The following is a 20,628-nucleotide window of genomic DNA, read 5'->3' as shown; positions in this document are numbered from 1 at the left end:
CCCTCGGGGGTCACGGTGAAGGCGCGGGATCCCGTCGTGGGGCGACCGCTCGGCCGGGCTCGGCCCGCACCGAGCGCACGCTGGGTGACGGTCCTCAAGTCCTCGCGAGGAACCGCCGGGTGATGGCCAGGGCCGCGGCCATGATGCTCAGTTGCGGGTTCACCTCGGGGCAGCTCGGCAGTACCGATCCGTCGGCGATCAGCACCCCGTGGACGCCCCGCAGGCATCCCTCCGGGCCGGCCGGCGACCGCTCGGGGTCGGTGCCGGCCGCCGCCGTGCCGGTGGGGTGGAACGCGGACACGTGGAGGTGGCGTGCGCTCACCGTACCGAGCAGCGCCTCCAGCTGGGCAGGGGTGCGGGCGCGCGGGGCGTGCGGGACGCCCGTGAGCACCTCGTTCGCGCCCGCCGCGAACAGCAGGTGTCCCATGGCCCGTTGGGCACGCAGCAGCCGTCCGGCGTCGCGCTCCGCGAGGTCGTAGCGCAGCAGCGTACGGTCGCGCCCCAGGACGCGGCCCGAGGGCCGGTCGGCGATCATGGCGCCGAGGGTCGCCAGCCGCTCCGTCTGCTCCAGTTCGCGGCGCAGTTCGCGGCCGACGCCCGGCAGGACGAAGGAACTCATGCCCGGCGGCGCGGCGGTGGCCTCGATCAGGATGCCCTCGGCGCGCAGGTGCTCCACTCCGACGCTCTGCAGGACGCCCTGCCAGCCGGTGACCGGGCTGCTGAACCGGCCCGCGACGCTGATGGCGGGGTGCACGCTCAGGTTGTGGCCGAGGCGCGGGTGTGCGCCCAGGCCGGAGCGGCGCAGCAGCGGCGGCGTGTGCAGGGCTCCCGCAGCGACGACGACCAGCGGGCTGAGGATCTCCAGCTCGCTGCCGTCCGGGCGCCGGGCGAGCACTCCGGCGGCCCGTGGTCCGCCCGGCGCGTCGCGGTCGGTGAGGACACGCCGTACGCGGGCGCCGGTCACGATGCGGGCGCCGGCCGCGCAGGCCTCGGGGAGCACGGACAGCTGGACGCTCTGCTTGGCGCCGGTGGGGCAGCCCACCACGCACTGGCACGAGCCCCGGCAGCCCGGGGCGTTGCGCCGCAGGGGCGCGGCGGCCCAGCCGAGCTGCTCGGCCCCGGCGAGTGCGAGCAGCCCGTTGTCGCCGAGGACGTCGAGCGGCTGGGGTGCCACGCGCAGGGTGCGTTCGACCTCGTCGAGGTGGGAGCCGAGGCCTTCGGCGGCCGCGAATCCGTGCTGGTTCAGCCAGCGGGCGACGACGTGGTCCGGTGTGCGGTAGCAGGTGCCCGAGTTGACGACGGTCGTACCGCCGACCGCGCGGCCCACGGGCAGGACCAGCGGCGGGTTGCCGGCGGCGATCGTGGCGCCGCCGTCCCGGTACAGGTCGATGAAGCGGTCGAGGGGAGCCCGCCGGGCGAACGAGGCCGTGGTGTGGTGCTCCCCCTCCTCGAGTACGACGACGCTCATACCGGCCGCTGCGAGCGTCCGGGCGGCCATGGCCCCGCCGGCGCCCGAGCCGACGACGACCGCGTCGGCGGTGCTCCGTGTGGGCCAGTGGCCGGAGGGCGTGCAGTCGAGCGGCGGATCGTCGGGGGCGGACCCGGGGGCGGGCGCGGGTGTGTGGTGCAGTGTCCGTTCGGTGCCGGCGGCCAGCAGCACCGGCACCTTGACCGCGTCCAGCAGCGGCAGCAGCGCCCGGCGGGAGGCGAGCGAGGCCATGACGTGCTGTCGTCGTGCCGCGTCGAGCGCGGACAGCCGCCTGCCCGTGCGGGCGACGGCGTAGGCGTCGATGGCCGCGGCCGCGCCGCGGACCGCGGCCCGCACCGGGGTGGGCATGGCGTCGAGCAGTGCCGCGACGCGCCGGGGTACCTCCCGGACCCAGGGGGCCGTGCCGTCGTCCGCGAGGACCGCGGCGACAAGACCGGCGACAGCGGGGCTGGTCGGGGAACTCATCGCTCGCCGACCTCCGCGTGGGCGGTGCCCGACAGCCGCCATACGGCCTCCGGCCGCCATCCGCCCCGCCAGCGCTCCAGGTGCACCTCGGCGTCCGCGCTCTCGCTGTTGCGGCACACCGCGGCGGAGCCGTCCGGATCGGTGTAGTCGAGCGCGAGGGTCCGTTCCGGTGGCTGAGTCACCGTCACCCGTATCCGGCGCAGGCCGGCGCGGCCCTCGACCCGCCACTGCGGCAGTCCGATGTCCGCGCGGAACCGGCCGAGGCCCGCCCAGCCCACGGCACCGCGCTCCACCCTCCGCGGCCATGTGCGACCCTTTCGGTGCAGGCGCAGGAACACCAGCGGGGGCAGTCTGTCCAGTCCCCGCCGCATCGACACCGCGGCGACGATCTCCAGGACGTCACCGCCGCCCAGCTCGGCGTGGAGCCAGGCCCAGCGGCGGGCGTTGCCGTGGCCGTAGATCCGGGCGCTCGCGCCGGGCGCGTCCACAAGCCGTAGCTCGTCGGCGCCATGGCGGAACGTCCCGGTGTAGCGGGCGTGCGCTGCGGGGAGCATGTGCGAGGCCGGCAGCCAGGGGTGTCTCCAGGACCAGCGCGGAAAGGTGTACAGCGGCGGCCCCTGCGGCTGCTCGGTGAGAGCCCAGCTGAACGGGCCGGCCGAGCCGGTGAGGCCGCCTGGGACGGCACGGATGCCCTCGGTGCTGAATCCGTGTGGTTGCCGCTCCCACGGGGTGGGGCCGAAGCGGGCGTGCTCCACCGGGCCGCTCCGGGGGAAGACGGCCGCCCAGCCGTGTGCGTGGGCGGGCGAACCGTCGCTGGGTGCGACGATCTCGTGGTGCAGCCAGAGACCGGTGCCCGTCGCGGGATCGGTCAGGGTGGTGTACCAGACCTCCGTCCGCCCCGGCGTGCCGTCCCAGCGCGGCGCCGGATCGCGGTCGGCGGCGGGCTCGTCCGCCCGGGGGAAGCGGAAGCCGGCGAGGAAGGGCAGCAGGCCTGTGGCGAGGGGGAAGCGCAGGGTGCCCGCACCGACGCGCGCGCCGTCCTCGTAGAGGGTGTACGGCAGTTCGGTCATCGAGGTCAGCGGACGCCTGAACGACACCGACTTCCAGCCGTCCAGCACGAGGCGCCGGCCCTCCAGCTCGAAGCCGATCCGGTAGCGGATCCTGCGGCGGGCCAGCGGCGAGATCTCCAACTCGCCGTCGATGCAGGGGTCATCGGCTCGTCCGGCCATCCGTATCCGTCCGGTCAGCCGTGCCTGTGTGGTGCGGTGCGGCAGCAGCACCCGGTCGGCGCGGGCCACGAGGTCGAGCCGCACGGGGCGGTCGGCCTGCTCGCCGAGCAGGCGCACCCGGCCCAGCATGGTCTCCCGGAACACCGTTCCGCGCGGGCTCACCGGGCGGCCTCCCCGCACCCCGCGGAGCGCGCCAGGCCCTCGAGCATGATGCGTTCGGTCGCCGACAGGTAGTCACCGGCGGCCGTGCGCGCCGCCTCCTGGTCGCCGGTCGCCACGGCTTCGACGACGGGTGCGAGGCGGCCCCGGGCGGTGCGGGCGTCCTCGAAGGGCCCGGCCAGGGCGGCGCGCACCGGCAGGTACGCGTTGAACAGCGTGTTGGTCAGCAGGACGTAGACCCGGTTGCCCGTGGCGCGGGCCAGCGCCCGGTGCACCTCGGCGTCCGCCAGCTGCGTCTGGTCGCCGCCGTCCGCCTCCCCGACGGCCGTCAGCAGTCGGCGCAGTTCGGCGATCTGGTCCGCCGTGGCGCGGGCCGCGGCCCGCTCCGCGATCAACGCGCCGATGCTGCGCCGTACTTCGAAGATCTCGCCGATCCAGTCGGGGCTGTGCCGCACGAGCATCGGCAGCAGATCGGCCCCGCCCAGGCGCAGGAAGTCCCGTACGCGTGTGCCCACCCCGTGGCGCGTCTCCAGCAGACCGGCGTGCACCAGCCGGCCGAAGGCGTGCTTGAGGGTGGTGCGGGTGACACCGAACCCGTCGGCGAGCTCCCGTTCGGGCGGCAGATAGCTCCCGGCAGCGTGGCGCCCGGCGAGGATGTCCTCGCGCAGCCTCCTTTCCAGCACGTCGACGATCGTCTCGCGTGGCAGAGCTTCCATCCCGACCTCCGTATCCCTAGTGGCTCAGTGGCTCAGCCACTCAACCAACGGCGGTATCCGAAGTCAATGGCCGTAACAGGGTGAGCCGTTGGGGGAACGTGCCGCTGAACGGAGCGATCACCGGTGCCGCGACACGCGCCTCGGCCGCCTGTCGAAGATCACGGGGCGTACGCTCGGGGACATGGTTGCGCATCGCATGGTTGACGTGAACGGCGTCCGTCTGCACATCGCCGAGCAGGGCGAGGGGCCCCTGGTGGTGCTGCTGCACGGCTTCCCCGAGTCCTGGCACTCCTGGCACCACCAGATCGGCGCGCTGGCCGGCGCGGGCTTCCGGGTGGTCGCCCCCGACCAGCGTGGCTACGGACGCAGTGACCATCCCGAGGCCGTCGACGCGTACACCATCCTCCACCTGGTCGGCGACGTCGTCGGACTGGTCCGGGCCCTGGGCGAGGAGAAGGCGTTCGTCGTCGGGCACGACTGGGGCGCGCCGGTCGCCTGGCACACCGCCCTGCTGCGGCCGGACATGGTCCTCGGGGTGGCCGGCCTGAGCGTGCCGCCGCCCTTCCGGGGGACCCAGCCCCCGCTCACCGCGATGGACAAGAGGTTCGGCGGCCGCTTCTACTGGAACTACTTCAACCGGCCCGGCGTGGCCGACGCGGAGTTCGCCAGGGACCCCCGCACCACCTTGCGGAAGTTCTTCCACTGGGCTTCCGGCTCCGCTCGGCCCACCGGCGAGATCGAGCAGCCGCTGGTCGAGCCCGGGCAGGGCTGGCTGGAGACCATGCCGGAGCCCGAGGTACTGCCGGAGTGGTTCACCGAGGACGATCTCGACGCGCTCACCGAGAGCTTCTCCCAGGGCTTCACCGGGGCGCTCAACTGGTACCGCAACCTCGACCGCAACTGGGAACTGACCGCTCCCTGGCACGGCGCGGTCGTCTCCCGGCCCGCTCTGTACGTGTACGGCGACCGCGATCTCGTGCCCGCCTTCCCCGGCACACCCGAGCTCATCGAGCAACTCCCCGACCTGATGCCCAGCCTGTGGCGCAAGCCCCTCAAGCTGGCGGGCTGCGGACACTGGACCCAGCAGGAACGCCCGGACGAGGTGAACGCGGCCCTCATCGAGTTCCTGCAGGCCCATAGCTGAGCCTGCCACGATGGGGGGAGACCGGGTGGCCTCTGGAAGGGAGTGGCCCGTTGTCCTCCTCCTCGTCCTCCTCCGCCTTCCGCACCGTTCCGGCCCGCGCCGACATGGTCATCATCGGTGGCGGCGTCATGGGCGCGAGCGCCGCCTTCCACCTCGCCGAGGCCGGGGTGCGGAACATCGTCGTCGTCGAGCGGGGCGACCTGGGCTGCGGCAGTTCCGGCAAGCCGATCGGCGGCGTCCGCGACCAGTTCTCCGATCCGCTCAACATCGAGCTGGGCAACCGCAGCCTGCGTGCGTACCGGGACTTCCCCCGGCGGCCCGGCGCCGGCATCGGTCTCGACACCGTCGGCTACCTCTTCCTGCTCGACAGCGCACGGCAGGCGAGCGACTTCGAGGCCGGTGTGCGGCTGCAGAACAGCCTCGGCGTGCCGAGCCGCATGATCAGCCCCGAGGACGCCCAGCGCCTGTGCCCCTACGTCAGCGCCGACGGCCTCGTGGCCGCCGCGTACTCCCCCGCCGACGGGCACGCCCGCCCCGCACTGGTCGTCCAGGGGTACGCGCGGGCCGCGGCCCGGGCTGGCGTCACCCTCGCCACCCGGACCACGGTCGTGGGCATCGAGACGGCCGGCGACCGTGTCGTCGCGGTGCGCACCAGCCACGGCCGCATCGCGTGTTCCACCGTCATCTGCACGGCGGGGGCCTGGTCGGCGCGGATCGGCGCCATGGCCGACCTCGACCTCCCGGTCCGGCCCGTACGCCGGCAGCTGGCGTTCACCGAGCCGCTCACGCCGCCCGCCCCGCGCATCCCGTTCACCATCGACTTCTCGTCGACCGCCTACTTCCACAACAGTGACGACGGCCTGCTGCTCGGGCTGGCCGACCCCGACCAGGAGGACGGCTTCGACACCACCTGGACCCCGGAATGGCTCGAGCTGTTCCGCGCCGTCGCCCGCCGCCGCGCCCCGGCCCTGGCCGGCCTGCGGACCACCGGCGGATGGGCGGGCCTGTACGAGGTCACGCCGGACCACAACGCGCTCATCGGCCGCTCCGGCGAGTTGCCCAACTTCCTGTACGCCACGGGGTTTTCCGGGCACGGCTTCCTTCAGGCGCCCGCGGTCGGCGAGGTCGTGCGCGACCTGTGCCTGGAGCGCGAGCCGTTCACCGATGTCTCCCCGCTCAGCACCGACCGGTTCCGTCAGGGCGCCGGCGTCCGCCCCGAAGCCCATGTGGTGTGAACCCCGATCGAGAGGCCGAACCATGTCGACGCTCAGTCAGTGGCAGCTGCGGGCCGCCTTCGCGGCACGGCTGTCGCAGATGTACGGGCAGGAGGTTCCCGCCTACACCACGCTCGTGGACGTCTCGCGCGAGGTCAACGAGGACCTGCGCACGCGGGGAGCCGAGGCCGAACGCTTCGGGTCCATCGGCCGGGTGACCGCCGAGCGGCACGGCGCGATCCGCGTGGGCACCCCGCGCGAACTGCGGCAGGTCGCCCGCGTCTTCGCCGCCCTCGGCATGCACCCGGTCGGGTTCTACGACCTGCGGGAGGCCGCGGCCAGCGCCGTCCCCGTGGTGTCCACGGCGTTCCGGCCGGTCGACGGCGAGGAACTGGCACGCAACCCGTTCCGGGTGTTCACCTCCCTGCTCACCCCGGCCGACCCGCGTTTCTTCGACGCCGACCTGCGCCGGCGCCTCGAAACCTTCCTCGCAGGACGCGAGCTGTTCCCCCCCGAGCTGCTCACGCTGGCCGACCGTGCCGCCGCCGAGCGGGAACTGCCCGGGGAGGAGGCCGAGCGGTTCCTGCGGCTCGCCGTGCAGGCCTTCGAGCTGTCCCCCGAGCCGGTCGACAAGGCGTGGTACGAGACCCTGGAGCGGATCTCCGCCGTCGCCGCGGACATCGGCGGCGTACGCAGCACGCACATCAACCACCTCACCCCCCGTGTCCTCGACATCGACGAGCTGTACCGGCGCATGACCGAGCGCGGCATCGAGATGATCGACACCATCCAGGGGCCGCCGGCCTGGAAGGGCCCCGACGTCCTGCTGCGGCAGACGTCCTTCCGGGCGCTGGCCGAACCGCGCGCGATGCGCCTGCCGGACGGCAGCGTCGTCAGCGGTACCCTGCGGGTCCGGTTCGGCGAGGTCGAAGCCCGCGGCATCGCCCTGACCCGCCGGGGACGCGCCCTGTACGACGACCTCCTCGGCCGCGTGGACGAGCAGGCGGCCCAGAATCCCGCCGAGGCCCGCGGTGACATCGCGCGCGCCGTGTGGGAGCGGCACATGCCCGGCAGCGAGCGGGAGCTGGCCGCAGAGGGTCTCGCCTACTTCACGTACCGGCTCAGCCCCGGCCGACCGCGCGACGGCGGCAGGCCGCCCGCCGGCATCGGCGAGCTGGTCCAGCAGGGCTGGGTACGCGCCGAGCCCGTCGTGTACGAGGACTTCCTGCCCCGCTCCGCCGCCGGCATCTTCCAGTCCAACCTCAGCGGTGGGGGCACCCGCCACGACGACCGCCACGGCACGGCCTACGACGCCGCCTGGCTCTCCGGCGCCATCGGCCGCGACGTGCTGGATCCCTTCGAGCTCTACGCGCGGCAGCAGGACCGCTCCCTCGCGCAGGTCGCCCACGACCTCGGCCTCACCGGCATGCTCCGCTGACCCCTCACACCTGCGAGGACCACCAATGACCAGCACCGCTCTGCCCAGCACGGACGACCTGCGCGCCCGCGCCCGTGCCGCTCTGAAGAACGTCGGCGTGGACGTGCCCGAGGGCGGTGACCTGCACGCCCGCACGCCCCTGACCGGTGAGCGGCTCTTCGGGCTGAGGGCCGCCACCGCCGCCGACGCCGAAGAGGCCGTCGCCGCCGCCCGTGCGGCCTTCCTCTCCTGGCGCACCACGCCCGCGCCGCGCCGCGGCGCGATGGTGCGCCGCCTGGGTGAGCTGCTGCGCGAGCACAAGGGAGACCTGGCCGACCTCGTCATCATCGAGGCGGGCAAGATCCGCTCCGAGGCGCTCGGCGAGGTCCAGGAGATGATCGACATCTGCGACTTCGCCGTAGGCCTGTCCCGGCAGCTGTACGGCCGTACGATCGCCTCCGAACGCCCCGGCCACCGCCTGGCCGAGACCTGGCATCCGCTCGGCGTGGTCGGTGTCATCTCGGCGTTCAACTTCCCCGCCGCCGTGTGGTCCTGGAACACCGCGATCGCCCTCGTCTGCGGCGACACCGTGGTCTGGAAGCCCTCGGAGCTCACTCCGCTGACCTCCCTGGCCTGCGACCACCTGATCACCCGCGCCGCCGAGGAGGCCGGCGCGCCCCGGGACGTGCACCGGCTGCTGCTCGGTGACCGCGCGGTCGGTGAGAAGCTCGTCGACGACCGGCGTGTCGCGCTGGTCAGCGCCACCGGTTCCACCCGCATGGGCCGTGAGGTCGGCCCCCGCGTGGCCGCCCGCCTCGGCCGCAGCCTGCTGGAACTCGGCGGCAACAACGCCGCGATCGTCGCTCCCTCCGCCGGCCTGGACCTCGCCGTCCCGGCCATCGTCTTCGCCGCGGCCGGCACCGCGGGCCAGCGCTGTACCACCCTGCGGCGCCTCATCGTCCACCGCGACATCGCCGAGCCCCTCGTGGAGCGGCTGACCGCCGCGTACTCAAGGCTCCCCGTCGGCGACCCGTTCGAGGACACCACGCTGGTCGGACCGCTCATCTCCACAGCGGCGCTCGACGCCATGCACCACGCGCTGTCCCGCGTCCAGGCCCAGGGCGGCGAGATCCTGGCCGGCGGGAAGCGGCGCCTCGCCGAGGCGGCACCTGCCGCGGCCTACACCGAGCCCGTACTCGTCCGTGTCGACGAACAGACCGACGTCGTACGGGAGGAGACCTTCGCGCCGGTCCTGTACGTCCTCACCTACGACACCCTGGACGAGGCGATCGCCCTGCACAACGACGTTCCCCAGGGTCTGTCGTCCAGCATCTTCACCCGCGACCAGCAGGAGGCCGAGATCTTCCTGTCCGCCGCCGGCTCCGACTGCGGCATCGCCAACGTCAACATCGGCACCTCCGGAGCGGAGATCGGCGGTGCCTTCGGCGGCGAGAAGGACACCGGCGGCGGCCGGGAGTCCGGCTCCGACGCCTGGAAGTCGTACATGCGCTCGGCGACCAACACCATCAACTACTCCGACGAACTCCCCCTCGCCCAGGGCGTCAGCTTCCTGGCCGAATGACACCGTTGCGGCGGAGCAACGGCGGGTTCAGCGGAGCAGCGGCGGGTTCAAGCGGGCGAACCCTTCCTGACGCTCGTAGGGGAAGTGCGGGTACGGCGCCGGACGACGGCTCGCCGCGTCGAGTGTCGCCGTCTGCTCGGGCGTGAGGCTCCAGCCGACGGCGCCGAGGTTCTGGCGCAGCTGCCGTTCGTCACGGGCGCCGATGATGACCGAGGACACGGTGGGCCGCTGGAGCAGCCAGTTGAGGGCGATCTGCGGTACGGCCCTGCCCGTCTCCTCCGCGACCTCCTCCAGCGCGTCCAGTACGCCGTAGAGGTGTTCGTCGCCGACGGGCGGGCCGTAGTCGGCGGTGCGGTGCAGCCGGCTGCCGGCGGGCAGCGGTGTGCCGCGTCGGATCCTGCCGGTGAGGCGGCCCCAGCCGAGCGGGCTCCAGACGAGCGCGCCGAGCCCCTGGTCCTGGGCGAGCGGCATGAGATCCCACTCGTAGTCGCGGCCAATGAGGGAGTAGTACACCTGGTGGGCCACATAGCGCGGGTGACCGTGCTTCTCCGCGGCCGCGAGGGACTTCATCACCTGCCAGCCGGAGAAGTTGGACACGCCTACGTAGCGCACCTTGCCCGCCCTGACGAGGGTGTCGAGAGCGGCCAGCACCTCCTCGACCGGTGTGCCGGCGTCGAACGCGTGCAGCTGGAACAGGTCGAGATGGCCGGTGCCCAGCCGGCGCAGGGCGTCCTCGCAGGCGGTGATCAGACGGGAGCGGGAGGTACCCGCGTCGCCCGGTCCGTCCCCCATCGGCAGACCGGTCTTGGTGGAGACGATCACCTGGTCCCGGCGGCCCTTGATCGCCTCCCCCAGCACTTCCTCCGACGCGCCGGCGGAGTAGACGTCAGCGGTGTCGAACATCGTGATCCCGGCGTCCAGGCAGATGTCCACCAGGCGGCGCGCCTCCTGCGCGTCGGTCGTGCCCCAGGCGCCGAAGAGCGGTCCCCGCCCGCCGAAGGTGCCGGCGCCGAAGCTCAGCGCGGGCACCATGAGTCCGGACGCACCCAACCGCCTGTATTCCATGTCGGACCCCTTCCGCAGCCACCATCTAACGGGTCTATAGTTCCGTTAGTCGCCAGCTCAACCTAGCAGCATTCTGCCACTAATGGAACTGGAGTACCGTTATGACGGATGAGGCCGAGCCGGGAACCGTACGCCCCGGCGGGCGCACGGCGCGGGTGCGAGAGGCGGTGCTGCGGGCGGCCGAGGACGCCCTGACCGAGGTGGGGTTCACCGGCCTCGACCTGGCCGACCTCGCACGCCGCGCAGGGGTCGGCAAGACGACGGTCTACCGCCGCTGGGGAACGGTGACGGCGCTCGTGGCCGACCTCCTGCGCGACATGGCCGAGCAGTCCTCGCCGCGCACCGAGACCGGCTCGCTGATCGGCGATCTGACGGCCAACGCCCGTCTGGTGCAGCGCACCCTGACAGACCCCCGTCAGGGGGCGCTGTTCAGGGCGCTGATCGCCGCGGCCACCGGCGACGCGAGGACGGCCGCGGCCCTGCACCGCTTCTACGACGTCCGCGTCTGCGAATGGGCTCCCTGTGTCCAGCAGGCCGTCGACCGGGGAGAGGTACCCGAAGGCACCGACGCCCGGGAGGTGTTCCGCGCGGTCTCCGCCCCCCTCTACCACCGGCTGCTGATCAGCGGCGGCCCCCTCGACGAGGCCGCCGCCGACCGCGCCGCCGAGGCGACGGCGATCGCGGCACGCGCGGGCGCGTACGTGCGTGAGGGTCGTGCGGCGTCGAGTTGAGCACGTGTGCGGCACTCTCCCTTGTCAGGCCCGCGCGCCCGGTCCTGACGGTCCGGTCATCCCGCCGAGCGTGGTCGTGTCCCGCGTCCTGCGCGTCCACGGGGTGCGAGGGCCACGGTGACGGTGGCGGTGGGCGGCGCTCGTCGCCATCATCGCCAGGCCCAGGCAGAAGAGGAGCGCCAGGGCGAGACCCGAGCTGAACAGGGCCAGGCCGTTCATGCTGGCGATGTCGTGGCCGAGAACGGAAACGGTGTACATGGGCCCACCGGCCATGTTGCCGAGGATCGCCAGTGCGGTGAAGGCGCCCGTGCCCGCGAGAAGAAGCAGTCCGAGGAACAGCATCCGAGTCATCTCCTCAGGAAAGGTCTGCCAACCGCACGGGTACCCGCCACCCTCCGCCCCTACCTCGGTACGGCCTCACGGGCGGCCCTCCGGTCCGGGGCCGGCGGCGGCGGGTGCGAGGGTCAGCATGCCTTCGGCCTCCCCGCCGATGCGCACACCGCGGCTGATCCGGTCGAGGGTCGCGCGAAGCCACGCGCGGTCCTGGTCCGCGGGGTGCTCCAGCCGCATCCGCCGCGCCCGGAGGGGGAACATCCGCACACCCGTCGTGCACCCGGTGCCCACCTCCACCGAGACGAGGTAGCCGAGCCGGAGGTCGTCGCGGTACTCCTCGTAGCCGGAGATGCCCTCGTAGTCGTCGATGAAGTCGCCGCAGCCGTAGAGGATCAGCCGGTCCCGGTACGTCTCGACGGGGCGGGGGTGGTGCGAGGAGTGCCCGTGGACGACGTCGACCCCGCCGTCGACCAGGGCGTGCGCGAAGCGCGTCTGGTCGCGGGGCACGAGATAGCCCCAGTTGGACCCCCAGTGCACGGACACGACCACGACGTCGCCCGGTCGTTTCGCCCCGCGTACGCGCTGAAGGGCCGCCTCGGCAGCGGCGGGCGACAGCTCCTGGACGAAGGCGACGCCGGACCGTTCCCTGGTCGCAGCCCACTCCGGCGGGATGCCGCTGGACAGCGCTCCGAGGGCGAGGACCAGGACGCGGCGACCGGACCCTGCGGGGACCGCCACGGGCGCGTAGGCCTCGTCGGCGTCGCGCCCCGCGCCCACGGCCCGCAGCCCGGCCCCGGCGAGCGAGTCCAGCGTTTCCTCCAGGCCCGGCCAGCCGAAGTCCAGCACATGATTGTTGGCCAGGACGCACACGTCGGGCCGGGCCACGGTCAGAGCGGGCAGGTTGGCCGGGTGCATCCGGTAGTGGACCGCCTTGCCGGGCGAGAAAGCGTCACTTTGCGTGACTGCGGTCTCCAGGTTCACGATCCGGGCGTCCGGGGCGTACCGGTCCAGCAGCCGCAGCGCCTCGCCCCACGGCCAGGCCGGGGCGACGGGTGCGGGGATCGGGCCGCTGACCGCCTCGGCCAGCTCCACGTACGACCGGGCATCCGTCATGTACCCCTCGCGCAGCACCGGACTTCCGGGATGCGGAAGGATCTGGTCGACGCCGCGCCCGAGCATCACGTCTCCGCAGAGGAACAGCGTCACCACGCCGCCGTCCATATCCCCACACTAGGCTCCCGCCGCGGAAGGCCGGCAGGCGCGGGGCGGCGGGTAGGGGCAACAGCGTCACGCCCGCGCCCGTGAACCCCAGCGTGACGGCGAGGGCGACGTTCCCGGTGCAGTCACGCGGGCCGCGTTCCCGGGCGCCGCCGTGGCCGTGGGCGCGTACGTCCTGTGCGGCTCTGCGGCCGGCCTGGGCGGGGCGGGAGGGGCCGGTCGTACCGGTGGTGGTCCGCGCCAGGGCGTCCTTCCTGCACCCCTGGAACACGGTGCCCGGGTACCGGCCCGGATACGGGGCCGAAGGACCCCCGCGCCCGGTCCGAGTGGCCCGTGGCGCCCGCGGCGGGGCGTGCCCACGCTGGGAGCAGCAGCCCAGAAGGGAGCCGGTGCGATGACCTCCGTCACCACCATGACCGCGGCCCTCGAGCCCGTGTACCGCGAACGGCTGATGGACCTCGCCCGCGGGGTCTCCTTCAGGGCCGGGGCCCGCCTGTTCGAGGAGGGGCGGCGCGCCGACCGCTTCTGGATCGTGCGCACCGGCACCGTCGCCCTCGACCTGCACGTGCCCGGCCGCCGGGCCGCCGTCGTCGAGGCCCTCGGCCACGGCGAACTGATCGGCTGGTCCTGGCACTTCCCGCCCTACCTCTGGCAGCTGGGCGCCGAGGCGATGAGCCCGGTGCGGGCCTGGGAGTTCGACGCCGAGGCGGTGCGGGTGAGGTGCGCGGAGGACCCCGAGTTCGGCCGGGCGGTCGCCGTCTGGGTCGGGCGCGTGGTCGCCCAGCGGCTGCACGCCTCCCGGGTCCGGCTGCTCGACCTCTACGCCCCTTACGGCAGTGGCGGTCTGGTGTGACCACAGCGCACCCTCAGGGGCGGGGGTCTATGTGGCCGGAAGCGGCACGTGCCAGTCCAGGGTGGCGCCGTCCCCCTCCGCGCAGGTCACGTCGAGCCGGCCGGCGAGTTCTTCCGCCCTGGTCGCCATGTTGGCCAGTCCGCTGCGCCGGCCGCCGGGCGGTATGCCCACCCCGCTGTCGGAGACCCTCAGGCGCACCTCGCGGCCGTCGGTCGTCAGCACGACCTGTGCCCGGTCGGCGTGGGCGTGCCGGGCGATGTTGGTGAGGGCCTCGGAGAGCACGGCGAGCACATGGTCGGCGATGTAGGGCGGCACATCCGTGTCGACCAGGCCTTCCATGCGCACGCTCGGGGCGAAGCCCAGCACGGGCGTGGCCTCACCGACCGCACGGACGACCCTCGCGCGCAGTCCGCTTCCGGCCGTGCCCGCGCGTGCCCGGAGCCCGAAGATGGTCGACCTTATGATCTTGATGGTCTCGTCGAGGTCGTCCACGGCCCGCAGCACCCGCTCGGCGGCCTCGGGGTGCTCGATGAAACGGCCCGCGCTCTGCAGGGTCATCCCGGTGGCGAACAGCCGCTGGATGGCCAGGTCGTGCAGGTCCCGGGCGATGCGGTCACGGTCCTCCAGCAGTGCGATCTGCTGGGCGTCCTGCCTGCGCTCGGCCAGTTCCATCGCGATCGCGGCCTGGGCGGCGAAGCCCTGCAGCATCTCGGTCTCCTTCTCGAAGAAGACCGGCCGGCCGACTTCGCGGGCCACCAGGACCACGCCCCGTATGCCGCCCGCACCCGTGCCGATCGGTACGGCCACGGCGGGGCCGAGCCCGCCGAAGCGCGGCGGCTCGGGGGTGATCCTCGGGTCGCGCAGGACGTCCCCGCTGGTGACGGGGGCGGCGGCGGTGTACGCCAGGCCCATCAGACTTTCGTGCATGGGCAGCACGAGGCCGCGGTGCGCCTCCGCGTCGACGCCGACGGCGATCTCCACGCTGAGCGACTTCGTGCTCTCCATGGGCATGGCGACCGCCGCCAGGGCCGAGCCCGAGATCTCCCGGGCCCGCTCGGCGATCAGACCCAGGGAGTCGGCGCGCTCGGTGCCGGACATCAGGCTGTGGCTGATCTCGGCGTTCGCACGCAGCCAGCGCTCGCGCAGCCGGGACTCCTCGTACAGGCGCGCGTTGTCGATGGCCACGCCGGCGGCAACGGCCAGCGTGGACAGCACCGACTCGTCCTCCTCGTCGAACTCCGCGCCGCCGCGCTTCTCGGTCAGGTACAGGTTGCCGAAGACCTGCTCGCGAACCCGGATCGGGACGCCGAGGAAGCTGTTCATCGGCGGATGGCCGTGCGGGAAGCCGTACGAGGCCGGGTGCGCGGAGAGCTTCGCGAGCCGGAGCGGCTCCGGCTTCCGGATCAGCTCACCGAGGATGCCGTGGCCCTCCGGATAGGGGCCGATCGCGGAGATCTGTTCGTCGGGAACGCCCACCGTGTGGAAGGCGGACAGCCGTGTGCCGTCCGGGCCTATCACACCCAGGGCGGCGTACTCGGCGTCCACGAGTACCGCCGCCGCCTGGGCGATGGAGCGCAGCACCTGCTCCAGGTGCAGCTCCCGGCCGACCGACAGCACCGCCTCCAGCAGACTGTGCACACGCTCCTGCGTGCCGCGGGCCGCGTCGATCCGGGCCTGCAGCTCCTCCAGCAGCTCGTCGAGCTTCAGCTGCGGCAGTCGTACGCGGGGCTCTTCCGGGCTCGCCACCACATCCCTCCAGCCCCTCGGCGCACGGTCGCCGCACCGACGGGTCACCTCCACGGTATCGGCTCCGCCCGGGTTCGTCGGCCGGTCTCCCGTGGTGCCTGCCGAGCGGCCCCGCCGTAGGCTGCGCCGGATGGTCCGGCGACAGGGGCCGTACGGCCCTTCCGCCCGGCCCGGTCTCCCGGTTTGCTCGTTGCATGTCCGAGAACGACATGGCCGGCGTGTCAGGTCACCACGGCCGCCAGGACGTGGTGACGGCCCATGGTGTGGCCGGCGGAGCGACGGTGGTGTCCCTGCACGGCGAGATCGACGTACTGACCGCCCCGACGGTGTCGGAACGCCTCGACGCGCTCACGGCGCACCCCCACCCCGACCTGGTGCTGGATCTGCGGTCGGTCACGTTCATCGACTGCGCCGGCCTCGGTGTCCTGTGCCGCGCCCGCAACCGGGCGCTGGCCCGGTGCGGCCGGCTGCGGCTGGTCACGGTGAGCGCGAGCTTCTGGAGGGTGCTGCGGGTCACGGGACTGGGGCACGTCTTCGAGGTGCACGAACGGCTCCCCCAGCACCCGGAGGGCCCGCACGGCGGCCCCTCGTAGCGGCGGCGGCCCGGACAGCTTCCGTGCCGCCCTGCTCAGTGGGGTTCCGGTACGACGGCCACCGGGCACCCCGTGCGGTGCAGCACCCCGTGGGCCACGCGGCCGAGCTGGGAGCCGAGGTGACCGCGGTGTCGTCGGGAGACGACGAGCAGGTCGGCCTCGTGGGAGACGGCGACGAGGACGTCGCGGGCCTGGCCCTCGACCGTGCGGCGCTCCACCTTCAGGCCGGCCGGTGCGTCCCGCAGGGCCTCCTCCAGCAGGGCGACGGCCCGCTGCTGTTCCGGAACCGTCCGCTCACCGGCGGGCCGCGGATGGCCGATGGCCGCATGCGGAGGGCGCCGCCAGGCCCGTACGGCGTCCAGGGGCACTTCGCGCAGGGACGCCTCCTCGATGGCGAATCGCACGGCGGCCGAGCCGCTCGGCCGGTCGCCGACCCCGAGGGCGATCCGGCCCCGGATGCCGGAGTGGGCCTGGTTGTCGTGGCTGCCGCGCAGCACGATCACCGGGCAGTGGGCGTGCGCCGCGACCGCGAGGCTGACGGATCCGAGCAGCGCCTCGGCCACTCCACTGCGGCCCCGGCAGCCCAGCACCACGGCCAGGGCGGTGCCGCTCGCCCGTACGAGCCCGTGTTCCGGCTCCTCGGGCAGCACATCGGTGGTGATCTTCACGTCCGGTTGGCGGCCCTGGGCGCGCCGCTCAGCGGTGCCGATGACGTCGCGGGCCATCACCTCCTCCAGCGGCCTGCCGAGTTCCTGGGCGAGCAGGGCGCCTTCGTAGCGCTCCCAGAGGGAGGCGTACACCAGCCGGAGCGGTGCCCCGCGCAGCGCGGCCTCGCCGGCCGCCCAGTCCACGGCGCGCAGGCTCGGCTCGGTGCCGTCGACGCCTACGACGATCGGAAGGTCCATCGTGCTCACCACCCCTGCCGCCGGCCGAACGCGTCGGGTGCGACCGTGACGGTGCGGGTCATCGTCTCCACCTCCCGGGGTGAAGGCTCCGCTTCCAGCATGGTGGTGGCAGGCCCGCGGGGCCAGTTGCCGCAGAGCCCCGGCTCCGGGGGCAGTGGGGCCGGTCGGCCCTAGTCCGTACGGTCTCCTTGGTTGGATGATCAGCTCGTGGACAGGCCACAGTCCGTCACGGGGAACGAGAGGGCGTCATGACCGAGACGCGCAGCTTCACGGAGCAGGACCCGATCCGCGTGTTCCTGCTGGACGACCACGAGGTCGTCCGGCGCGGACTGGCCGACCTGCTCGGCGCCGAACCGGACATCTCCGTGGTCGGTGACGCGGACACCGCGGAGCACGCCGTCGCCCGCGCCCCCGCCCTGCGCCCGCATGTCGCCGTGCTCGATGTGCGGCTGCCGGACGGGGACGGCATCTCGGTCTGCCGGGAGCTGCGGGACCGGATGCCGGAGCTGGCGTGTCTGATGCTGACCTCGTTCGACGACGAGGACGCCCTGCTGGACGCCATCATGGCCGGTGCCTCCGGCTATGTGCTGAAGCAGATCAAGGGGTCGGACCTCGTCTCCGCGGTCCGCACCGTCGCCTCGGGGCACTCGATGCTCGACCCCGCGACCACGGCGCGGCTGATGCGCTCGCTGCGCACCGACCCGGCGGACGCCCCGTCGCTGTCGCCGGAACTGGCGAGTCTGTCGCCGCGCGAACGGGACATCCTCGCGCTGATCGGGGACGGTCTGACCAACCGTGAGATCGGCAGGCGGCTGTACCTGTCGGAGAAGACCGTCAAGAACCACATCTCACGGATGCTGGCGAAGCTGGGCGTCCAGCGCCGTGTGCAGGCCGCGGTCCTCGCGTCCCACCTGGAGCCACCGGGCCCGGGACAGGCCGTCGTCGCCGCCAGGGAGGACCGGAGGACCCCTGGCGGGCGGTGACGCCGGACAGGGGTCCTCGGCGGGGTGGGCCCGGGTCAGCCGTCGGACTCCGGCGACGGGAGGTAGGCACCCGGGACGTCGTTCGGTGCGTAGATCTTCTTCTCACCGGGGTAGGGCTTCGCCCAGTTGTGCGTCTGGTACCACGTGAAGTGGTTCATCTGCGCGGGGTTGGCGAAGTCGGGGACGGCGTGGCTCCCGGTCAGGTGCTGCCTGGACTTCCAGGCGTCCCACTCGGCCGCGAGCTTCTGCTTGTCCGCCGGCACCCTGGACGCCGGCACGGCCGCCGCCTTGGGGTCCTGCGGAGCGGGGGTGTCGACGCCGCAGGGGGGCGGGGTCTTCAGGCCGTCGGTCAGCGAGGTCCGGTTGGGCTGCGCGGTGAACGGCGTGAAGTCCGGGCGCCGGGTGAAGGCCCCGGACATCGGGCTGGCCGCGCTGTCCTTCTGGTTCATCGGGTGGATCCCGAGGATCTGCTCGATGGTGCGGACCATGGTGATCTGCGAGTAGTAGCGGCTGTCGACGGTGCCGTGCCGGGCCCAGGGGCTGATGATCTGGATCGGGGCGCGGTGGCCGTCGACATGGTCGAGGCCGGCCTGGGAGTCGTCCTCGACGACGAAGATCGCCGAGTCCTTCCAGTACCAGCTGTGGGAGATCTCGTCGACCATCCGGCCGACCGCGAGGTCATTGTCCGCCACCTGGGCCGCCGGGCTCGCCGGACCACCGGTGTGGTCGTTGGAGAGCCAGAACATGTTCAGGTTCGCCGGCCCGTTCTTCTCGAAGTCCTGCTTCCAGATCTGGTACTTGTAGACGTCCGGGACGTCGAGGTCGAACATCGGGAAGCCGGGCGCCGACACGGCGTTGAGCGACGGGATCGCCGAGCCCGTCTGGATGGGGTAGGCGGTGGACTGGCCGGTGGCGTCCATGTTCCTGGCGTCGCAGTACAGGTTCTGCCAGGTCGCGCCGGACGGCTTGCTCTCGATCGACTGGAACTCACCGAAGTCCCGCACGCTCTTTCCGGCCGCCTGCGCACCGGTCCAGATGAAGCCGGACTTCTGGTGGCCGAGGGCGTCGTTCTCGGTGTCGTAACTGCGCTGGTACTCACCGGCCGAGGACTCGGTGTACTCCGGGTCGTCGGCCTGCATCAGCCAGTTGTGGCCCTCGGCGGAGTTCGTCCCGATGTCGTACGTGTTGTCGTACAGGCCGAACTGCTGGGCCAGCGCGTGCTGGTTCGGCGTGACGTTCTCGCCGAACTGCGTCACCGACGGGTCGCCGTTGCCCTGCGGCAGATCACCGAAGACCTGGTCGTAGGTCCGGTTCTCCTTGACGATCAGGAACACGTGCTTGATCGTCGAGGGGTCGCCGAGCCGTGCCGGGACCGGTACCGGCCGGGCGTGGCCCTTGCCCTGGGCCCGCTCGACCGAGCCGGGGGTCCAGCCGTTCTGGCGGAAGACCTTCGCCGTCTCGGACCTGATGACGCTGTCGTCCGGCAGCGTGAACCGCTGCACGCTCGACGTCGTGTCGTGGGTGCCGTGCCCGGCGGGGTTGTTCGGGCGGCGGGCGTCGACACCACGGGTGTTGGAGACCAGCACCTGGTTGCCGGCGGTCGTGATCTGCGCGGGGAAGTAGTCGGTCGGGAGCAGGCCGACGTAGCTCACCGGTTCCTGCGGGCTCCGGTACCGGTAGACGGCGACCGCGTTGGCGCGGCCCAGCGTCACCAGGAGGCGGCCGTCGTCGGTGAGCGTCACCGCGTCGGGCTCGTAGCCCACCGACGCCTCCGGCCACGGCTGGGTGGAGATGGTCTGCACGACCTTGTCGCGGGCGGTGTCGATGACCGACACGTCGTTGCTGGCCGTGTCGGTGACGAACAGGGCCTTGCCCTTGGCGTACAGGGCGGTCGGGTGCAGTCCGACGTCGATGCTCGAGGGGTCCGCCGTCGGGTTCGCCAGGTCGATGACGCTGACGGTGCCGGTGGTGGTGGCACCGGTCGTCGGGTTGGCCGGCACCTGGGTGCCGTACGAGTTCATGGTCGTGTCGCCGGACTGCGCCGGGCGTCCGCCCTCGTTGCTGACGTAGAGCTTGTCGCCGACCAGGACCAGGTCGCGCGGGGCGTTGCCCACGGGCCAGCTCTGCTTGACGGCGCCGGTCGCCGCGTCGATGGCGACCACCCGGTTCTGGCCGTTGACCGCGGAGTACACGGTGGCGCCGTCGGACGAGAACACCGCCTGGCCGACCAGCGCGCGCTTGGACCCGTCCGCCGGGATGGTGACCGGCGTCGGGTCGGCGACGGTGCCGTCCGGGTTGACCGTGAACCTGGTGTATCCGTCGGTCTGGCCCAGCCACAGCTGCTTGCCGTCGGGCGAGTAGGTGGGGCCTTCCTGGCCCACGGAGTTGCTCTTGAGGCGCGGGGTCGACGACGCGGCGGTGCCGACGACCTGCTGCACCGTCCAGTTCTTCACGTCGACTACGGCCAGTGCGCTGCCCCCGTCGGTGACCGAGGCGGCGAGGTGGGTACCGTCCGGGCTGACCGAGGACGACATGATCTTGCCGTTGTTGAGGACGAGACGGTCGCCGTACGGGGCGATGTACTGGTCGCTGGAGACGACCTGGCCGTGGTCGGTCACCTGGCCGACCTGGTCGGTGCCGAACTGCCGCGTCTGGGCGTAGCCGATGCCTGCGGTGACGGCGAGGACGACTGCGGTGGCGCCGGCCGTGAGAGTGCTCCGGCGGGCCGCGCGTCTGGCGGGGAACTTTCTCTCGGCGGGTCGGCGGTTGCGGGTTACCTGCATGGG

At 72.9% G+C, this 20,628-nt stretch carries 17 protein-coding genes; 8 read left to right on the top strand and 9 right to left on the bottom strand.

Annotated elements, in window-relative coordinates; all coding sequences use genetic code 11:
• Nucleotides 1–94 precede the first annotated feature (94 nt).
• From ACZ7HQ_RS27300 to ACZ7HQ_RS27290, 3 genes are read right to left on the bottom strand one after another with little or no spacing between them, the layout of a single operon-like run.
• Nucleotides 95–1,954 carry a GMC family oxidoreductase gene (locus tag ACZ7HQ_RS27300; protein WP_470995008.1) on the bottom strand — a complete coding sequence of 620 codons (1,860 nt, stop codon included), beginning with the start codon at nt 1,952–1,954 and terminating at the stop codon, nt 95–97.
• Nucleotides 1,951–3,345 carry a hypothetical protein gene (locus ACZ7HQ_RS27295; RefSeq protein WP_470995005.1) on the bottom strand — a complete coding sequence of 465 codons (1,395 nt, stop codon included), beginning with the start codon at nt 3,343–3,345 and terminating at the stop codon, nt 1,951–1,953. The genes ACZ7HQ_RS27300 and ACZ7HQ_RS27295 overlap by 4 nt, the downstream gene beginning before the upstream one ends.
• Nucleotides 3,342–4,058 (bottom strand): FadR/GntR family transcriptional regulator, encoded by a 717-nt coding sequence (locus ACZ7HQ_RS27290; RefSeq protein WP_470995002.1) that lies wholly within the window; start codon nt 4,056–4,058, stop codon nt 3,342–3,344. Before ACZ7HQ_RS27290 ends, ACZ7HQ_RS27295 begins: the two co-directional genes overlap by 4 nt.
• 181 nt (nt 4,059–4,239) lie before the next feature.
• Here ACZ7HQ_RS27290 and ACZ7HQ_RS27285 point away from each other — a divergent pair, with 181 nt between their 5' ends.
• From ACZ7HQ_RS27285 to amaB, 4 genes are all read left to right on the top strand, one after another.
• The gene (locus ACZ7HQ_RS27285; RefSeq protein ID WP_470995000.1) at nt 4,240–5,202 is read left to right on the top strand and encodes an alpha/beta fold hydrolase; all 963 of its coding nucleotides are present in this window, start codon (nt 4,240–4,242) and stop codon (nt 5,200–5,202) included.
• A 104-nt stretch (nt 5,203–5,306) separates the two neighbouring features.
• Complete coding sequence (locus ACZ7HQ_RS27280; RefSeq protein ID WP_470995316.1) at nt 5,307–6,437, top strand: NAD(P)/FAD-dependent oxidoreductase; 1,131 nt, start codon at nt 5,307–5,309, stop codon at nt 6,435–6,437.
• Between the two features lie 22 nt (nt 6,438–6,459).
• On the top strand, nt 6,460–7,854 hold the full coding sequence (hglS, locus tag ACZ7HQ_RS27275; RefSeq protein WP_470994997.1) for a 2-oxoadipate dioxygenase/decarboxylase: 1,395 nt from the start codon (nt 6,460–6,462) through the stop codon (nt 7,852–7,854).
• Nucleotides 7,855–7,879: 25 nt separating this feature from the next.
• On the top strand, nt 7,880–9,415 hold the full coding sequence (gene amaB, locus ACZ7HQ_RS27270; protein ID WP_470994995.1) for an L-piperidine-6-carboxylate dehydrogenase: 1,536 nt from the start codon (nt 7,880–7,882) through the stop codon (nt 9,413–9,415).
• 27 nt (nt 9,416–9,442) lie between these two features.
• On the opposite strand, the gene ACZ7HQ_RS27265 is transcribed toward amaB, so the two are convergent.
• Nucleotides 9,443–10,480 carry an aldo/keto reductase gene (locus tag ACZ7HQ_RS27265; protein ID WP_470994992.1) on the bottom strand — a complete coding sequence of 346 codons (1,038 nt, stop codon included), beginning with the start codon at nt 10,478–10,480 and terminating at the stop codon, nt 9,443–9,445.
• Between the two features lie 101 nt (nt 10,481–10,581).
• On the opposite strand from ACZ7HQ_RS27265, the gene ACZ7HQ_RS27260 reads away from it, so the two are divergent.
• The gene (locus ACZ7HQ_RS27260; protein ID WP_470994989.1) at nt 10,582–11,211 is read left to right on the top strand and encodes a TetR/AcrR family transcriptional regulator; all 630 of its coding nucleotides are present in this window, start codon (nt 10,582–10,584) and stop codon (nt 11,209–11,211) included.
• Between the two features lie 24 nt (nt 11,212–11,235).
• Here ACZ7HQ_RS27260 and ACZ7HQ_RS27255 read toward each other — a convergent pair whose 3' ends face one another.
• Nucleotides 11,236–11,562 carry a hypothetical protein gene (locus ACZ7HQ_RS27255; protein ID WP_470994986.1) on the bottom strand — a complete coding sequence of 109 codons (327 nt, stop codon included), beginning with the start codon at nt 11,560–11,562 and terminating at the stop codon, nt 11,236–11,238.
• Nucleotides 11,563–11,628: 66 nt separating this feature from the next.
• Nucleotides 11,629–12,765, bottom strand: a complete 1,137-nt coding sequence (locus tag ACZ7HQ_RS27250) for a CapA family protein (RefSeq protein ID WP_470994983.1) — start codon at nt 12,763–12,765, stop codon at nt 11,629–11,631.
• A gap of 391 nt (nt 12,766–13,156) precedes the next feature.
• Between ACZ7HQ_RS27250 and ACZ7HQ_RS27245 the strand changes: the two genes are divergently transcribed.
• A complete protein-coding gene (locus tag ACZ7HQ_RS27245; protein WP_470994981.1) occupies nt 13,157–13,615 on the top strand; it encodes a Crp/Fnr family transcriptional regulator in 459 nt (152 codons plus the stop codon).
• 27 nt (nt 13,616–13,642) lie between these two features.
• Here the strand turns inward: ACZ7HQ_RS27245 and ACZ7HQ_RS27240 are convergent, their stop codons facing one another.
• Nucleotides 13,643–15,361: a sensor histidine kinase gene (locus ACZ7HQ_RS27240; protein WP_470994978.1), complete on the bottom strand. Its 1,719-nt coding sequence runs from the start codon at nt 15,359–15,361 to the stop codon at nt 13,643–13,645.
• Nucleotides 15,362–15,555: 194 nt separating this feature from the next.
• Between ACZ7HQ_RS27240 and ACZ7HQ_RS27235 the strand changes: the two genes are divergently transcribed.
• Nucleotides 15,556–15,954, top strand: coding sequence for an STAS domain-containing protein (locus ACZ7HQ_RS27235; RefSeq protein WP_470994975.1), 399 nt, complete (start codon nt 15,556–15,558; stop codon nt 15,952–15,954).
• A 35-nt stretch (nt 15,955–15,989) separates the two neighbouring features.
• On the opposite strand, the gene ACZ7HQ_RS27230 is transcribed toward ACZ7HQ_RS27235, so the two are convergent.
• A complete protein-coding gene (locus ACZ7HQ_RS27230) occupies nt 15,990–16,859 on the bottom strand; it encodes a universal stress protein (protein WP_470994972.1) in 870 nt (289 codons plus the stop codon).
• 248 nt (nt 16,860–17,107) lie between these two features.
• Here ACZ7HQ_RS27230 and ACZ7HQ_RS27225 point away from each other — a divergent pair, with 248 nt between their 5' ends.
• Nucleotides 17,108–17,842, top strand: a complete 735-nt coding sequence (locus ACZ7HQ_RS27225; protein ID WP_470994969.1) for a response regulator — start codon at nt 17,108–17,110, stop codon at nt 17,840–17,842.
• Nucleotides 17,843–17,877: 35 nt separating this feature from the next.
• Here the strand turns inward: ACZ7HQ_RS27225 and ACZ7HQ_RS27220 are convergent, their stop codons facing one another.
• Complete coding sequence (locus tag ACZ7HQ_RS27220; protein ID WP_470994966.1) at nt 17,878–20,625, bottom strand: bifunctional YncE family protein/alkaline phosphatase family protein; 2,748 nt, start codon at nt 20,623–20,625, stop codon at nt 17,878–17,880.
• Nucleotides 20,626–20,628 lie beyond the last annotated feature (3 nt).

The organism is Streptomyces sp. NPDC037290, assembly GCF_055603245.1.
This window is presented reverse-complemented; position numbering and strand designations above follow the sequence as displayed.

What these genes read in the sequence shown, in the direction of transcription:
- amaB (WP_470994995.1), top strand. Translation starts at nt 7,880, where the DNA reads ATGACCAGCACCGCTCTGCCCAGCACGGACGACCTGCGCGCCCGCGCC.
- ACZ7HQ_RS27300 (WP_470995008.1), bottom strand. Translation starts at nt 1,954, where the DNA reads ATGAGTTCCCCGACCAGCCCCGCTGTCGCCGGTCTTGTCGCCGCGGTC.
- ACZ7HQ_RS27230 (WP_470994972.1), bottom strand. Translation starts at nt 16,859, where the DNA reads ATGGACCTTCCGATCGTCGTAGGCGTCGACGGCACCGAGCCGAGCCTG.
- ACZ7HQ_RS27285 (WP_470995000.1), top strand. Translation starts at nt 4,240, where the DNA reads ATGGTTGCGCATCGCATGGTTGACGTGAACGGCGTCCGTCTGCACATC.
- ACZ7HQ_RS27260 (WP_470994989.1), top strand. Translation starts at nt 10,582, where the DNA reads ATGACGGATGAGGCCGAGCCGGGAACCGTACGCCCCGGCGGGCGCACG.
- ACZ7HQ_RS27265 (WP_470994992.1), bottom strand. Translation starts at nt 10,480, where the DNA reads ATGGAATACAGGCGGTTGGGTGCGTCCGGACTCATGGTGCCCGCGCTG.
- hglS (WP_470994997.1), top strand. Translation starts at nt 6,460, where the DNA reads ATGTCGACGCTCAGTCAGTGGCAGCTGCGGGCCGCCTTCGCGGCACGG.
- ACZ7HQ_RS27220 (WP_470994966.1), bottom strand. Translation starts at nt 20,625, where the DNA reads ATGCAGGTAACCCGCAACCGCCGACCCGCCGAGAGAAAGTTCCCCGCC.
- ACZ7HQ_RS27290 (WP_470995002.1), bottom strand. Translation starts at nt 4,058, where the DNA reads ATGGAAGCTCTGCCACGCGAGACGATCGTCGACGTGCTGGAAAGGAGG.
- ACZ7HQ_RS27255 (WP_470994986.1), bottom strand. Translation starts at nt 11,562, where the DNA reads ATGACTCGGATGCTGTTCCTCGGACTGCTTCTTCTCGCGGGCACGGGC.
- ACZ7HQ_RS27225 (WP_470994969.1), top strand. Translation starts at nt 17,108, where the DNA reads ATGACCGAGACGCGCAGCTTCACGGAGCAGGACCCGATCCGCGTGTTC.
- ACZ7HQ_RS27245 (WP_470994981.1), top strand. Translation starts at nt 13,157, where the DNA reads ATGACCTCCGTCACCACCATGACCGCGGCCCTCGAGCCCGTGTACCGC.
- ACZ7HQ_RS27250 (WP_470994983.1), bottom strand. Translation starts at nt 12,765, where the DNA reads ATGGACGGCGGCGTGGTGACGCTGTTCCTCTGCGGAGACGTGATGCTC.
- ACZ7HQ_RS27235 (WP_470994975.1), top strand. Translation starts at nt 15,556, where the DNA reads ATGTCCGAGAACGACATGGCCGGCGTGTCAGGTCACCACGGCCGCCAG.
- ACZ7HQ_RS27280 (WP_470995316.1), top strand. Translation starts at nt 5,307, where the DNA reads ATGGTCATCATCGGTGGCGGCGTCATGGGCGCGAGCGCCGCCTTCCAC.